The organism is Buchnera aphidicola (Neophyllaphis podocarpi), from assembly GCF_964059055.1.
GTDB classification, from domain to species: domain Bacteria; phylum Pseudomonadota; class Gammaproteobacteria; order Enterobacterales; family Enterobacteriaceae; genus Buchnera_M; species Buchnera_M aphidicola_A.
The window spans coordinates 124,505-140,829 of the sequence record NZ_OZ060386.1 but is presented as its reverse complement, the minus strand read 5'-3'; the positions used below and the strand labels follow the sequence as shown (position 1 = coordinate 140,829).

The window sequence follows — 16,325 nt, the reverse complement described above, 5'->3', positions numbered from 1 at the left end:
TATGGAAAAAAACTACAAGAATACACTTAATTTACCTAAAACTGAATTTTCTATGAAAGCTCAATTAATTAAAAAAGAAAAATTAATTTTAAAACAATGGAAAAAAGAGAATTTATATGAAAAAATTAGAAATATAAAAAAAGGAAAGAAAAAATTTTTCTTACAAGATGGTCCTCCATATGCAAACGGTAGAATACATATAGGTCATGCAGTAAATAAAATTTTAAAAGATATAATAATAAAATCTAAAGGAATGTCTGGTTTCGATGCTCCATTTATACCATGCTGGGATTGTCATGGATTACCAGTAGAACATAAAGTAGAAAAAAAAATAAAAAAAAATAAAGTTAAAATTTCAAAAATAGAATTTATTAAAGAATGCAGAAAATATGCTAAAGAACAAGTAGAATCTCAAAAAAAAGAATTTATAAGATTAGGTGTATTAGCTGAATGGAATAAATCATATTTAACAATGGATTTTAAAACAGAAGCAAATATAATAAGATCACTTTCAAAAATTATTAAAAATGGACATTTACAAAAAGGATATAGACCGGTAAATTGGTGTGTTGAATGTAATTCATCACTAGCTGAAGCTGAAGTAGAATACTGTGATAAAAAATCTTATGCAATTGATGTATTGTTTAAATTAAAAAATAATCAAAATATTGAAAAAATTATAAATAAAAAAAATATAGAAAAAAATATTTATATTATAGTATGGACAACCACACCATGGACATTACCAGCTAGTCAGGCTGTCGCATTAAATCCACAATTGAATTATATTTTAATCAAATATGAAGATAAAATTTTAATAATTGCGGAAGATTTATTAAAAAAAACTATAAAAAGAATTAATATAAATAATTGGAAAATAATAGATAACATAAAAGGAAGTAATTTAGAACATATAATACTTTTACACCCATTTATAAAAAGAGAAATACCTGTAATTCTTGGTAATCATGTAAACATAAATTCAGGATCAGGTGCTGTACACACCGCACCAGATCATGGTTTAGAAGATTATATCATTAGTAAAAAATATAAGATAAAACCAATAAATATAGTAGATAATGAAGGTAATTATACAAATAAAACCAATTGTTTACTAAATAAAATAAATGTACTAAAAGCTGACAAAATTATTATTCAATTAATAAATGAAAAGAAAAAATTACTAAGTAATAATAAAATTATACATAGTTATCCTCATTGCTGGAGACATAAAATACCTACTATTTTTAGATCTACAACGCAGTGGTTTATTAGTATGGAAAAAAAAGAATTAAGAAAAAAATCACTACAAGGAATAAAAAATGTTAAATGGATGCCTTCATGGGGAAAAGAAAGAATGGAATTTATGATTAATAATCGTCCAGATTGGTGTATTTCTAGACAAAGAACATGGGGAGTTCCTATGCCATTATTTATTCATAAAGATACAGGAATATTACACCCTGAAACTATAAAAATTATGGAAAAAGTAGCTAATAATGTTGAAAAAGAAGGAATTTCAGCATGGTGGAACATAGATATAAAAAAATTACTAGGTAAAAAATATAAAAATTATATTAAAATTAAAGATGTACTAGATGTATGGTTTGATTCAGGATCAATAAATCATTTAACTAAAAAAAACAATAATAAATATATTAGTGATATATATATAGAAGGATTAGATCAGTACAGGGGATGGTTTATGTCTTCATTAATGATCTCAACAGCAATATATAACAATCCCCCATATAAAAAAGTAATAGGACATGGATTTGTAGTAGATAAAAAAGGAAGAAAAATGTCTAAATCAGAGGGAAATACTATTAATCCAGAAGATATAATAAGTAATTCAGGTGCAGATATTTTAAGACTATGGGTTGCATCAAATAATTATACAACTGAAATGACAATATCTAATGAAATAATCAAAAGAATAGAAGATAACTACAGAAGAATTAGAAATACTTCTAGATTTATACTAGCTAATCTATATGATTTTAATCCAGATAAAGATATTATATTGCCAGATAATATGGTAAAATTCGATAAATGGATCATTGATAAAACATATTATGTTCAAAAAAAAATAATTAAATCATATTCAGAATATAATTTTAATAAAGTTATTAAATATATAATAAAATTTTGTAGCATAGATATGGGTTCAATATATCTTGATATTATTAAAGATAGACAATACACACTACAAAAAAATAGCATAGGCAGAAAAAGCTGTCAAACAACTTTATATTATATTATTCAATCTCTAGTAAGATGGATAGCTCCAATACTATCTTTTACAGCTGAAGAAATATGGAATTTTATACCAGGAAAAGATAAAAACTATATGTTAGCAGAAGAATGGTTTAAAGGTCTTTTCAAATTAAATAAAAAAGAAGTATTTAATAATGAATATTGGGATAAACTAATGTCTGTTAGACAAGAGGTTAATAAAATAATAGAAAAAGCTAAATTAAAAAAAGTAATTAAAAACTCTTTAGAATCAGAAATAATACTATATACAGACAAAAATATACAAAAAGTATTAAATGAAATAAAAACAGAAATTAAATTTTTTTTATTAACATCTGATGTAAAAATAGAAAAATATTCTACAAAACATGAAGAAAAAAATAAAAATATAAATGAAATTAAAGTTGTACTATCAAAAATTAATGGTTTTAAATGTAAGAGATGTTGGCATTATATAAAACAAAACAATAAAAACCAAGAGTATATTAATGTATGCAATAGATGTATAGATAATATAAAAGGTAAAGGTGAAAATCGTCAGTTTATATAAAAATATATATTATATATTAATTATAGTAAGTATTTCTACTATAGATTATATAGTTAAAAACATTATATTCAATAATTTTCACCAAAATCAAATATTTTATATTAATAAGTTTATTAATATAAAATATTTACATAATTATGGAATATCTTTAGGATTATTAAATTATAAAAATAATTTTTATTATATATTTTTTTTGGTATTTTATTTAATAATATTTATTAAAACAATTAAAATAATTTTTATTTTTGATATATGTTTTTCAATAATTGTTGGAGGAATTATAGGAAATATATTAGATAGAATAATTCATGGATTTATAATTGATTTTATAGATTTGCACATATATCAGTTACATATTCCTATATTTAATTTAGCAGATTTATTTATTTTTACGGGTACTATAATAAAAATTATTAATTTGCTTTTAAAAAAAGAAAGAGAATTTAAATAACTATGCAAATAATATTAGCTAATCCTAGAGGGTTATGTGCAGGAGTAATAAGAGCAATTGATATAGTTAATAAATTAATTAATAAATACAAAAAAAAAATATATATTAAACATGAAATTGTACATAATAAATTTATAGTAAATAAACTAAAACAGAAAGGAGTAATCTTTGTAGAAAAAATATCAAATGTACCGCAAGGAGAAATAATAATATTTTCAGCTCATGGAGTTTCAAAAAAAGACAAAAAAGAAGCAAAAATAAAAAATCTAAAGATATTTGATGCAACGTGTCCTCTAGTCTTAAAAATTCACTCTAAAGTAATTCAGGCAAGTAAAAAAGGAAAAGAAGTCATATTAATAGGACATAGTGGACATCCAGAAGTTATAGGAACTATGGGACAATACACAAATAATAATGCTGGAATTTATTTGATACAAACAACAAAAGATATAAAAAAATTAAAAGTAAAAAATGAACAAAATTTAAAATTTGTTACACAAACAACGTTATCAGTAGAAAATACAAATTATATAGTTAAAAAACTAAAAAAAAAATACCCAGAAATAAAAAACTCTAATAAAAACGATATATGTTATGCAACAACTAACAGACAAAAAGCTGTAAAAATTTTATCAAAAAAAACAGATATAGTAATAGTTATAGGATCAAGAAATTCCTCTAATGCAAATAGACTTGCTGAGATAGTACATAATTTAGGTAATAATGTAAAATTAGTTGATAATGAAAAAGATGTAAAAAAATCATGGTTTAAAAATATAAAAAAAATAGGAATAACATCAGGAGCATCTACTCCAGAAATTTTAGTAAATCAAGTTATTAAAAAATTACTCACTTTCGGAATTAAAGATATTAAAGAAATATATGGAAAAAAAGAAGAAATTTCATTTAAAATTCCAAAAAAAATAGATTTAGTAAATTTAACAATTTAATATGATATTAAAAGGATTAATTATATGAGTAAAAAAAATATTAGAATTGCAGTATCTGGAGCATTAGGAAAAATGGGTAAAATAATTTCAAAAGAAATAATAAATAGAAATGACATAATACTAAGCACAGCTATAGTTAAAAAAAAATCTAAAGATACAAAAATTGATATCAATAAAATTGATAATGCTAAAAACACAGAAATCAATGTAACTGATTCAATAGAAAAAGAAATAAATAATTTTGACGTTTTAATAGAGTTTAGTACTCCTGAATGTACTATGAATCATTTAAAATTATGTAAAAAATACAATAAAAAAATAGTAATAGGAACAACAGGACTAAAATTAGAAGAAAAAAAAACAATAAAAAAATATTCAAAAGAAATAGGAATATTTTACGCTTCTAATTTTAGTATTGGAATAAATATTGTTATGAATTTATTAAAACAAGTTTCAAAAAATTCTAATCCTAATATAGATATACAAATTATAGAATCTCATCATAAAAGTAAAATTGATTCACCTTCAGGTACAGCTCTATCCATGGAAGAAATAATATCAAAAAATTTAAAACATAAAAAAAATAAAGTTAAATGTTATTCTATAAGAGCAGGAAATATTATAGGAGAACATAAAATTATGTTTATTGATAATAATGAGACGATTGAAATTATACATAAAGCTCATAACAGAAATATTTTTGCAAAAGGAGCAATAGAAGCAGCTATATGGTTATTAAAAAAACAAAAAGGATTATTTAACATGAATGACATGATTAAATCATAATAAAATAATACAAAATTTTTAAATATAAAAATTTATTTACAAAGTTAAAATCAATAAATTAAAAACAAAAAATATAATGAAATAATGTTCATTTGGAGAATCTATGAGTACATCCGCTGTATTAGTTCTAGAAGACGGAACTTTATTTTATGGTAAATCTGTTGGAATAGAAGGATGGACTGTAGGCGAAGTTGTTTTTAATACTTCTATGACAGGTTATCAAGAAATTATTACAGATCCTTCATATTCTCATCAAATTATAACATTGACTTATCCTCACATAGGTAATGTAGGAACAAACGAAGAAGATGTAGAATCTAATAAAATATATGCAAGAGGATTAATAATAAGAAATATGTCAAATATTGATAGTAATTATAGGAGTACTCGGAATTTAAAAGATTATTTAATAGCAAATAAAATTTTAGCAATTTCAGATATAGATACAAGAAAATTGACTAGATTATTGAGAGATAAAGGCACAAAAAATGGTTGTATTATAGCAGGTGATAAACCTGAAACAATATTAGCATACGAAAAAGCTAAAAATTTTAAAGGAATAAAAGGTAAAGATTTAGTTAAAGAAGTAACTACTAACAAAATATATCAATGGAATAAAAATATAGAATTAAATAAAAAAGAAAATTTTAAAGTTATAGTATGTGATTATGGAATAAAAAAAAATATTTTAAAAATTTTAGAGAAAAAAGGCTGTAATTTAATAATTACACCAGCTAAAACTTCAGCTGAAAAAATAATAAATTTAATTCCTGATGGTATTTTTTTATCTAACGGACCTGGGGATCCTAAACCATGCACTTATATAATCAATACAATTAAAAAATTACTAGAATATGAAATACCTATTTTTGGAATATGTTTAGGACATCAATTATTAGCTTTAGCTAGTGGAGCTAAAACTAAAAAAATGAAATTTGGTCATCATGGAGGAAATCATCCAGTAATTGATGTAAAAAATAATAAAGTGATAATTACATCACAAAATCATAGTTTTACTGTAGAAGACATAAATATACCAAAAAATATAGAAATAACACATAAATCATTATTTGATGGAAGTATACAAGGAATACACAGAAAAGATAAACCAGCATTTGGATTTCAAGGTCATCCTGAAGCTAGCCCCGGACCAAATGACGCAATATTTTTATTTGATTATTTTATTAAATTAATGAAAAATTATAAAACTAAAAACATAAATAAAAAACTAAAATTTGAGAAATAGATGCCAAAACGTAATGATATAAAATCAATTTTAATTATTGGTGCAGGACCAATAATTATAGGGCAAGCATGCGAATTTGATTATTCCGGAGCTCAAGCATGCAAAGCTTTAAAAAATGAGGGATATAAAATAATACTTGTAAATTCTAATCCTGCAACTATTATGACCGATCCAGATATGGCGGATGTAACTTATATAGAACCAATCACATTCGAAATAATATCAAATATTATAAAAAAAGAAAAACCGGATGCTTTACTTCCAACTATGGGAGGACAAATAGCTTTAAATTGCGCTCTTGAATTAGAAAACAAAGGAATTTTAAAAAAATATAAAGTTAAAATGATAGGAGCAACAATTGATGCTATTAATAAAGCAGAAAATAGAAAATTATTTGAAAAATCAATGAAAAAAATTGGTTTAGAAACTGCAAAATGTGGCATTGCTAACAATATGCAAAAATCAATTAAAATAGCAAAATCAATAGGTTTTCCTTGTATTATAAGACCTTCATTTACAATGGGAGGTAGCGGCGGAGGTATAGCATATAATTATGAAGAATTTAAAGAAATTTGCGAACAAGGATTAGACTTATCTCCAAATAAAGAACTTTTAATAGATGAGTCTTTAATTGGCTGGAAAGAATATGAAATGGAATTAGTAAGAGATAAAAATGATAACTGCATAGTAATTTGTTCTATTGAAAATATAGATCCTATGGGAATACATACAGGAGATTCTATAACAGTAGCTCCATCTCAAACATTAACTGATAAAGAATATCAGATAATGAGATCAGCTTCTATGAAAGTAATAAAAGAAATTGGAGTAGAAACTGGAGGATCAAACGTACAATTTGCAATTAACCCCGTAAATGGAAGAATTATTGTAATTGAAATGAATCCTAGAGTTTCTAGATCATCTGCGTTAGCTTCTAAAGCAACAGGATTTCCTATAGCTAAAATAGCTGCAAAATTAGCAGTAGGATATACTTTGGATGAACTAACAAATGATATCACAAATAATAAAATAACAGCATCATTTGAACCAACTATTGATTATATAGTAGTAAAAATTCCAAGATTTAATTTTGAAAAATTTATAGGATGCAATGATAGATTGACAACACAAATGAAATCTGTAGGAGAAGTAATGTCTATAGGAAGAACTTTTCCTGAAGCAATACAAAAAGCTATAAGAGGATTAGAAATAGGATCTTCAGGATTTAATCCTAAAATTAAAAATTTAAGTTATAAAGAAGCAATAAAAAAAATTAAACATGAGTTAAAATCTGCTGGTTATGATCGTTTATGGTATATAGCAGAAGCATTTAGATTTGGATTATGCATGGATAATATATTTTCATTAACATGTATTGATAAATGGTTTTTAACTCAAATTAAAAAAATTATAAAAATAGAAGAAGAAATAATTAATTTAGGAAAAAATAAAATAGAATATAAATTTCTACTAAAAATAAAAAAAATGGGTTTTTCTGATGCAAGAATAGCTGAATTAACACAAAAAACAGAAAAAGAAATCAGAAAAATTAGATATAATTATAAATTACACCCAGTATATAAAAGAGTTGATACATGTGCTGCAGAATTTAGTACTAATACAGCATATATGTACTCTTCTTGGGAAGAAGAGTGTGAGTCTAAACCAAATAATAACAAGAAAAAAATAATAATTTTGGGAGGAGGTCCTAATAGAATAGGACAAGGGATAGAATTTGATTATTGTTGTGTTCATGCAGCAATAGCATTAAAAAAAGATGGTTTTGAAACAATAATTATCAATTGTAATCCCGAAACAGTATCAACAGATTATGATATTTCTGATCGTTTATATTTTGAACCTGTAACATTAGAAGACATATTAGAAATAGTTAGAATAGAAAAACCAACAGGCGTTATTGTTCAATATGGAGGACAAACTCCTTTAAAATTAGCTAAAAGTCTTAAAAAAGAAGGAGTTCCTATAATAGGAACAAGTCCAGATTCTATAGATCTTGCAGAAAATCGTGATAGTTTTCAAAAAATAGTAAAAGAACTAAAATTAAAACAACCAGATAATGCTACAGTAGAAAATATAAAACAAGCATTAAAAATAGCAGAAAAAATAAAATATCCTATAATGATAAGACCATCTTATGTTTTAGGTGGTAGAGAGATGAAAATTGCTTATAATAATAAAGATCTAATAGATTATTTTAAAAATTTTACAAATTCATTAAGTAAAAAACAAATATTTTTAGATAAGTTTTTAGATAAAGCAATAGAAGTAGACGTGGATGCAATTTCTGATGGTAAACAAGTTTTAATTGGAGGAATTATGCAGCATATTGAACCAGCAGGAATACATTCTGGAGATTCAGCATGCTCATTACCAGCTTACTCTTTAAATGATAACATACAAACAAAGATTAAAAAACAAGTAAAAAAAATAGCATTAAGATTATCTGTTAAAGGATTAATGAATGCACAATTTGCAATTAAAAATAAAGAAATTTACTTAATAGAAGTAAATCCAAGAGCAGCACGTACTATACCTTTTGTATCAAAAGCTACAGGAATTTCTTTAGCAAAAGTAGCAGCAAGAGTCATGATTGGAACAACATTAAAAAAACAAAATTTGAATAATGAAATTAATTTGAATTATTATTCTGTAAAAGAAGTAGTATTACCATTCAATAAATTTCATGGAGTAGATCCAATATTAGGACCAGAAATGAGATCAACAGGTGAAGTAATGGGTATAGGAAAAACTTTTTCAGAAGCTTTTGCAAAAACAATATTGGGTTCTCAAATAAAAATTAAAACATCAGGAAGAGTATTATTATCAGTACAAAAAAATGATCAAAAACAAATTTCTAAATTAGCTATAAAAATAAAAAAATTAGGTTTTAAAATAGATGCAACATTAGATACAGCTTTAATTTTAAAAAAATCAGGAATAAAAACAAGAGTTATTAATGAAATAGATGAAGGAAGACCTAATATTCATGATTTATTAAAAAATGGAGAATATGTATATATTTTACATACAATATCTAATAATCAAGAAATTAAAAATTCAAAATTAATTTGTAGTTCTGCTTTAAAATATAAAGTACATTATGATACAACATTAAATGGAGCATTTGCTACTATTAAAGCTTTAAAATATATAAAATCTAATAAAATTTATGCTATACAAGAAATTCACAAAAAGATAAAAATATAATGTTAAGTATTATTGCTGCAATAGATAAAAAATTAACCTTAGGAATTAAAAACAAATTACCCTGGAATATTCCAGGTGATTTAAAATGGTTTAAAAAACATACAATTTATAAAAATATAATTATGGGATATAACACATGGAAGTCTATAAATGAAAAACCATTAGAAAAAAGATTTAATATAGTTATAAGTAATACAAAAAAAGAAAATAAAAAAAACATATTTTTTACAAATTCTATACATAAAGCTATAAAAAAAGCTCAAAATAATAAATTTTATAATAAAGAAAAAGAAATTATGATTATAGGTGGTGGTAAGATATATAAAAAAACAATTAAATATGTTACAAAAATGTATTTAACACATATAAAAACAATAATTTTAGGAGGAGATACATATTTTCCATACTATAATAAAAAAAAATGGAAAAGAACATTTATAGAAAATTATAAAGCAGATAAAATTAATATTTATGATTATAGTTTTGAAATTATTGAAAGAATATAACTATTTTTTATTAAAAATAAGTTATTTATAATATTCTAGGTTGATAAAAATAAGTAAAATCTTCAACTCTTACCATTGTTAAATATCCCCCCCAACAGCAACCTGTATCTAATGCTATTACTTTAGGAGGAGTACAATGTCCTTTTAAAGATGACCAGTGACCAAAAAAAATAATATAATTATTTTTGGTTATCTTACTATCAAAATCAAACCAGGGTTTTAAATAAGAACTAAAATTACAAGGAAATGATTTATATTGCATATCTAAATAAAAATTAGAAAAACAATATCTCATTCTAGTAAGAGAATTGACAATAAATCTAAATCTTTTTACTCCCTTAAGATTTATATTCCATTTATTAGGAAAATTACCCCAAAGTCTTTTAAGAAAATATTTAAAGTGTTTACTTCTTAATATTTTTTCTACTTCATTAGCATAAAATTGAACGTCAATTAAACTCCATTTTGGAAAAATTCCAGCATGAGACATAACTATCTTCAAATTATGATCTACCTGTAACAAAGGTTGAAACCTTAACCAATCTATTAATATTCTATGATCCGAATAATTCAATAGATTATATAATAACTCATTTGTACAATTATTTTTATTATAAATATTAAAATACATAGATATTAAATTTATATCATGGTTACCTAAAACTATTCTAACTTTATTTTTAAAAGAATAAATATATTTTAATACTTTTAAAGAATCAGGTCCTTTAAAAACTAAATCTCCAGTAATCCACAAGTAATCTTTTTGAAAATTAAAATTAGCTTTATTTAATAATAACCTTAATTCTTTGTAACAACCATGAATATCTCCTACTATATATGTACTCATACAAAGATATTTTTAAAAATTATATAATAATTTAATTATTATAAATATTTTATAATAATAAAAAGTAAAATACCACTAAAAAATTAATTATTATTAAATTTTAAAATTATTTTTATGGAAAAGAAAATTAGATAAAATACAATATTGAGCAATAGTGATATTTTCTGCCCTTAATGTCGCAGATATACCTAATTTTAAAAGTTCTGTTTCAGAAAATATTGATTTTAAACTATTTTTCAAAATTTTTCTTCTATTATTAAATGATAAAAATAAAACTTTTCTTAATGTATTAAAACAAGAAACATTTATTAACGGAGATTTATGAGGAATAAACCTAGTAAAAACAGAATCTATTTTAGGAATAGGAAAAAAATCTTTAGCAGAAACATATATCATAGCTTTAATATCAAAATAATACTGAAATATTACACTTAGCATTCCGTATTTTTTACTACCTGGTAATGCTACTAAACGTTCAAATAATTCTTTCTGTAACATAAAATGTATATCATATATTATATCAATAAAATCAAGTATATGAAAAATTAAATTTGTAGAAATGTTATAAGGAATGTTTCCAAATATTCTAATTAATTTATTTGTAAAAATTGTAGAAAAATTAAAATCTAAAACATCTTGTATATAAATTATTAATTTTTTTTTATAATAAACATTATTTAAATAATCAGACAAATCATCATCAATTTCAATTACTATTAATTTTTTTAATATTTTACAAAGAGGTTCTGTTAATGATCCTAAACCTGGACCAATTTCTATCATTTGATCTTCTAATTTAGGTTGTATGACATCAATAATTTGATTAATAATAATTCTATTTCTAATAAAATGCTGACCTAATTTTTTTTTAATATTATGATATTTATATTTAAATTTATTCATATAATATTACAGCTCATATCAAAAGCCAAATTAATAGCTTTAACAAAACTATTAACTTTAATTTCATTATTATTACTATTAATTAAATTCAATGCAGTTCCATGATCTACAGAAGTTCTAATAAAAGGTAAGCCAAGTGTTACATTGACAGAATTTCCTATATTATTATATTTAACAACAGGTAAACCTTGATCATGATACATAACAAGAATTACATCTGCATTATTCAAATATTTTGATTGAAATACTGAATCAGCAGAAATAGGACCTAATACTCTTAAACCATCACTTGATAATTTTTTTATAACAGGAATAATTACTTTTAATTCTTCATTACCTAAGTAACCATCTTCTCCAGCATGAGGATTTAAACCACAAACTAATATACGAGGATTAAGAATATTAAATTTATTTTGTAAATCTTTATTAATAATTAATATTGTATTATATAAATAACTATAAGTAATATATTTAGAAACTTTATTTATAGGTATATGATTAGTTGCAAAAGCAATCTTAAAATCATCATGAACAATCAACATAATAGTTTTATATGATTTTGTAATTTTTGCTAAAAAATCTGTATGACCTGTAAATTTAATACCTGCTTTATTAATAATACCTTTGTGAACAGGACCTGTAACAAGAGCGGAAAATTCTTTGTTCATACATCTATTAGTAGCTTCTTTAATAGTGTTTATTACATATTCACTATTATATTCACATAATTTACCTGGAATAAACTTACCTAACATTTTTACTGGAATAATATTTAAAGTGCTGTTCTTTTGAGGAATAGGTATGGACTCTGAATTATATTCTATAAGATTTAATTTAATTCCTAATTTTTTTGCTTTAAAAAATAACAAAGCAGGATCTGCACATACAACTAATTCTAAAGGCCAAGATCTTTGGGATAACATCACAATAATATCAGGACCTATACCTGCTGGTTCTCCTAAAGTTATTATAATACGTTTATTATTCATAATCATTTAGTAATATTTTAATATAAGAATTTTTATATTGTTTGTTCAACCATTTAATTAATTGTATATTAAATTTTTGATTTAATAAATAATTATAGTTATTATGTAAATAAAAAAAGTTATTAACATTTACATGTCTAAAATTTAAAAAATTAATTAAATACAAATAGTTTTTATATCTAAAAGGGTAACTTAATTCGTTTTTATTTAATCTAATAATTTTGTTTTTAAAAAAACTATTACATAAGTTAAAATTATAAACAGTTAAATATTTTTTATTTATGTTATAAAATTCATCTTGATCAGTAAAATTATATAAAAAACTATATTTTTTATTCTTTAATATAATATGTCTTATATTTAAAATATTTAAATAATCTTTATTGTTAAAAATAGATAATTTATGTTTTAAATAATTTACATTAATTTCACTAAAAAAATATATTTTTTTAGAAAATCTAATACCATCTATCTTCAAAATATACAATTCATTAACTGATTTAATTGGCCCTATAGCTAATTGGGATTTAACGTTATCAAATTCTCTCGAAAAAAGTATAGGAATATTTTTTATTGATTCCCATTTTTTGGAATTATTTTTTATATAGTAATTAATATTATTAATTTTTGAATATTTAATACTAAAATTTAATTTATGGTTAATACTATATATTATATCTTTGGCTAATTTAATTTTTAAATCTAGTTCTTGATTTGTTATATTATTAGAAATAGGTATTAAAATATACTTAAAATTTACTTCAATATCTTTAATATTATTTTTATAATTTTTATCTACAAAATTTAAAAAATCTTGATTAGATATTTCTATATCTTTAATTATTTGATAATTTAATACATTATATAAAATGTAACATTTTAAAAAATTTTTATTATAAAATATATAATTATTTAATTTTGCATTGTTAAAATCATAAATTTGTTTCATAAAATATAGCAAATAATTTAATTTATAAAATAAAAAATTTAATTTAATTTTTTGATATATTTGTAAAATAATATGCTCGGTAATTAAATTTTTAATAACAATATTTCTTAATTGTATTTTATTATATTGTTTTTTATTTAAATAAATTAAATGTTTTTTGGCATAATATATCGATTCATTTAATTCACTTTGTAATATAGCTTCATTATTAACTATAGCAATAACTCTATCTTTAAATTGAATAGACAATAAATTTATATTGAAAAAAAATAAAATTACTATAAAAAATAATATTTTGATTAACATGTATGTTACAAACAATTATTTAAATATTGTATAAATATTTAATTGATTTTTAAAAAAATTTATTAAATTTAACAAATTATTTCTATTTAATTTTACTAAATTTACATTAAAAGATAATTTATTATCATATCTAAAATTATTTTGCTTTGATAATTTAGTTATATGTCTAATAAAATTCAATTTAATTATATAAAAATCAGAATTATACTCAATACTAATTAAATTATCAATAAACTTAAATTTAAAAATATCATAACTAGATTTAGTCTTTAATAATAAATGGTTATTAATTTTCCAGTTAGAGAAAAAACAAAAATAAGATATATCTTTATTATTAAAGTTTTTTTTATAACTTTTTTTAAAAAAAATATTTTTATTATTATAAATAAAAAGCATTTTTGCATATTCCTGATTTATAAATCTATATTTTAATTTTATAAATTTATTATTTCTAAAAAAATAATCTAAATAAAAATTATCCTGAAAAACTTCATCTAAAAATAAATTATAATTTATCTCATTTTCCAATATAATAGATTTGTAAAGTTTAATTTTAATATTACTAAACAATACTGATTTAAAAAATATATTTTGATATAAATTGATGTTTTGGTTTAAAAATGATAAATAATACAATTTTCCAATAGAAAAAGATAAAAAATCAATATAATTATTAGACAATTTATAATTCAAAATAGATAAAAACTGATGATTAAAAATAATTCTTTTAAAGTTTGAAAAACTAAAATTTTTTAATAAACTATCATTGTGTTTTAAAAAAAAATTATGATAAGAGTTGAAAAAATTTTTAATAATTAAAGGTAAATAAATATATGTACCTGAAATTTCTATATACTGATTATCATTTTTATAAAAAGGAATATTTTTATAAAATATTATTTTACCATTCAAATTGAATAATGGAATTATATGAAAATTTTTAGTAAGTAAATAGTTATTGTGATGATATAAATTTTTTGTATGATAAAAAAATAATCCATTAGATATAAAACCATTTAAATAACCATACACATAATTTAAAATATTGAATTTAATTTTTGAATTAAAATATAAATGTTCATTATAAAATTGACTAAAATTAATATTTTTAAACTTTGTTAATCGAAAATATAAATTAAGATGAAAAGGACCTAAAAAATTACTGTAATAAAATAAACTAAATTTAGGAAAAAACTGATATAAATTATTAAAATTTTTAGTATAAAAAAAATCATTATTTAAAAAAGACAAGTTCATTGTAAGATTTTTATTGACATAAAATATATGCATTTTCTGTATTAAATAACTTTGATTAAATTTTATATATTTAATATTTTTAGAAAATATATTTATAGGAGAACCTAAATAATTTAAGTAAAAATTATAATTCCAATGATTAAAATAAATATTTAAATAATTTAAATTTAACTTGATATTATTGAAATTAGTATAATATATTTTCTGTTTTTTAGAAATTAAATGATTTATCTCTAAAGATAAGTTATTTAATGAATTGAAATAATTTAATTTATTTTTTAAATCCAAACCTCTACCAAATAAATAATTAGAAGCACTATATAATTTTATATTTTTAATTTGATCTAAAAAATAAATAAAATCTATTTGTTTTATAATATTTTTTTTAAAATAACTTATATAAGGAATATTTATTTTTTTATTATTTTTATTTATATGTATCTTTAAATAAGGAATATAAAATACAAGAAAATTATTTATATAAAATTTAGCATTAAAAATATCAATAAAAGATTTATCGCCATACTTGATTATCTTAGTACCAAAAATACGAAAAATATTTTTATAATTATAAAAAGTAATAAAGCCATCATCAATAATAATATTTTTATTATTTCTATTTAAAAAAATATTTTTAGCACTTCCTATTAAATTAGTATCAATAATCTTATAATTTGCATAATAAACTTTTACATATTGATTAAATAAATCTATTATTCCTTTCTCACCATGAAAAATTATTTGATTATCTTTATAATAAAACAAATATGGAATATTTAATAAATTAAACAACTTTTTATTATAAAACTTATGTGTTTTAATTAAATAAGCTTTATCAGATAAAATTAAAATATCTTTATATCTTATATAAACTTTTGGATAAAAAATTATATGATATTTATCTAACATTCTTAAAAAATTTGATTTTATAGTCAATAATGGTAAATTAGATTTTTTATCTATGTTAGCAAAAAAATCAGTAGAAATTTTTAATAAATCTCCCTGTTTAATAATTTCAGCAAAAAGATCTTTACTTATTACTATTAATAATATATTAATAATAATAAAAATAATTATATTTTTTTTCATTATATAAAAATT

12 protein-coding genes are annotated in these 16,325 nt (G+C 21.0%); 7 read left to right on the top strand and 5 right to left on the bottom strand.

The window, feature by feature from the left end; all coding sequences use genetic code 11:
* Position 1: 1 nt before the first annotated feature.
* The 7 genes from ileS (at position 2) to AB4W60_RS00630 (ending at position 9,973) form a co-directional block, all read left to right on the top strand.
* Positions 2-2,806 (top strand): isoleucine--tRNA ligase, encoded by a 2,805-nt coding sequence (gene ileS / locus AB4W60_RS00660; protein ID WP_367676224.1) that lies wholly within the window; start codon positions 2-4, stop codon positions 2,804-2,806.
* On the top strand, positions 2,784-3,257 hold the full coding sequence (gene lspA / locus AB4W60_RS00655) for a signal peptidase II (RefSeq protein ID WP_367676223.1): 474 nt from the start codon (positions 2,784-2,786) through the stop codon (positions 3,255-3,257). The genes ileS and lspA overlap by 23 nt, the downstream gene beginning before the upstream one ends.
* Before the next feature lie 2 nt (positions 3,258-3,259).
* Positions 3,260-4,207 carry a 4-hydroxy-3-methylbut-2-enyl diphosphate reductase gene (gene ispH, locus AB4W60_RS00650; RefSeq protein ID WP_343188752.1) on the top strand — a complete coding sequence of 316 codons (948 nt, stop codon included), beginning with the start codon at positions 3,260-3,262 and terminating at the stop codon, positions 4,205-4,207.
* Between the two features lie 24 nt (positions 4,208-4,231).
* The gene (dapB, locus tag AB4W60_RS00645) at positions 4,232-4,993 is read left to right on the top strand and encodes a 4-hydroxy-tetrahydrodipicolinate reductase (RefSeq protein WP_367676222.1); all 762 of its coding nucleotides are present in this window, start codon (positions 4,232-4,234) and stop codon (positions 4,991-4,993) included.
* Positions 4,994-5,096: 103 nt separating this feature from the next.
* Entirely contained in the window at positions 5,097-6,239 is a 1,143-nt protein-coding gene (carA, locus tag AB4W60_RS00640; protein WP_343188750.1) for a glutamine-hydrolyzing carbamoyl-phosphate synthase small subunit, read from the top strand.
* A complete protein-coding gene (gene carB, locus AB4W60_RS00635; RefSeq protein ID WP_367676221.1) occupies positions 6,240-9,467 on the top strand; it encodes a carbamoyl-phosphate synthase large subunit in 3,228 nt (1,075 codons plus the stop codon).
* Positions 9,467-9,973, top strand: a complete 507-nt coding sequence (locus AB4W60_RS00630) for a dihydrofolate reductase (RefSeq protein WP_367676220.1) — start codon at positions 9,467-9,469, stop codon at positions 9,971-9,973. Before carB ends, AB4W60_RS00630 begins: the two co-directional genes overlap by 1 nt.
* Before the next feature lie 25 nt (positions 9,974-9,998).
* On the opposite strand, the gene AB4W60_RS00625 is transcribed toward AB4W60_RS00630, so the two are convergent.
* From AB4W60_RS00625 to AB4W60_RS00605, 5 genes are all read right to left on the bottom strand, one after another.
* The gene (locus AB4W60_RS00625; protein ID WP_343188747.1) at positions 9,999-10,820 is read right to left on the bottom strand and encodes a symmetrical bis(5'-nucleosyl)-tetraphosphatase; all 822 of its coding nucleotides are present in this window, start codon (positions 10,818-10,820) and stop codon (positions 9,999-10,001) included.
* A gap of 93 nt (positions 10,821-10,913) precedes the next feature.
* Positions 10,914-11,723, bottom strand: a complete 810-nt coding sequence (gene rsmA, locus AB4W60_RS00620) for a 16S rRNA (adenine(1518)-N(6)/adenine(1519)-N(6))-dimethyltransferase RsmA (RefSeq protein ID WP_367676219.1) — start codon at positions 11,721-11,723, stop codon at positions 10,914-10,916.
* Entirely contained in the window at positions 11,720-12,715 is a 996-nt protein-coding gene (gene pdxA / locus AB4W60_RS00615) for a 4-hydroxythreonine-4-phosphate dehydrogenase PdxA (RefSeq protein WP_367676318.1), read from the bottom strand. Before pdxA ends, rsmA begins: the two co-directional genes overlap by 4 nt.
* Positions 12,705-13,910 carry a hypothetical protein gene (locus AB4W60_RS00610; RefSeq protein WP_367676218.1) on the bottom strand — a complete coding sequence of 402 codons (1,206 nt, stop codon included), beginning with the start codon at positions 13,908-13,910 and terminating at the stop codon, positions 12,705-12,707. Before AB4W60_RS00610 ends, pdxA begins: the two co-directional genes overlap by 11 nt.
* 72 nt (positions 13,911-13,982) lie before the next feature.
* Positions 13,983-16,313, bottom strand: a complete 2,331-nt coding sequence (locus AB4W60_RS00605; RefSeq protein WP_367676217.1) for a hypothetical protein — start codon at positions 16,311-16,313, stop codon at positions 13,983-13,985.
* Between the last annotated feature and the right edge of the window lie 12 nt (positions 16,314-16,325).

Bases quoted from the DNA above. Each gene is read 5' to 3' on its own strand.
- carB (WP_367676221.1), top strand. From the start codon at position 6,240: ATGCCAAAACGTAATGATATAAAATCAATTTTAATTATTGGTGCAGGA.
- carA (WP_343188750.1), top strand. From the start codon at position 5,097: ATGAGTACATCCGCTGTATTAGTTCTAGAAGACGGAACTTTATTTTAT.
- ileS (WP_367676224.1), top strand. From the start codon at position 2: ATGGAAAAAAACTACAAGAATACACTTAATTTACCTAAAACTGAATTT.
- ispH (WP_343188752.1), top strand. From the start codon at position 3,260: ATGCAAATAATATTAGCTAATCCTAGAGGGTTATGTGCAGGAGTAATA.
- AB4W60_RS00605 (WP_367676217.1), bottom strand. From the start codon at position 16,313: ATGAAAAAAAATATAATTATTTTTATTATTATTAATATATTATTAATA.
- dapB (WP_367676222.1), top strand. From the start codon at position 4,232: ATGAGTAAAAAAAATATTAGAATTGCAGTATCTGGAGCATTAGGAAAA.
- rsmA (WP_367676219.1), bottom strand. From the start codon at position 11,723: ATGAATAAATTTAAATATAAATATCATAATATTAAAAAAAAATTAGGT.
- AB4W60_RS00625 (WP_343188747.1), bottom strand. From the start codon at position 10,820: ATGAGTACATATATAGTAGGAGATATTCATGGTTGTTACAAAGAATTA.
- AB4W60_RS00630 (WP_367676220.1), top strand. From the start codon at position 9,467: ATGTTAAGTATTATTGCTGCAATAGATAAAAAATTAACCTTAGGAATT.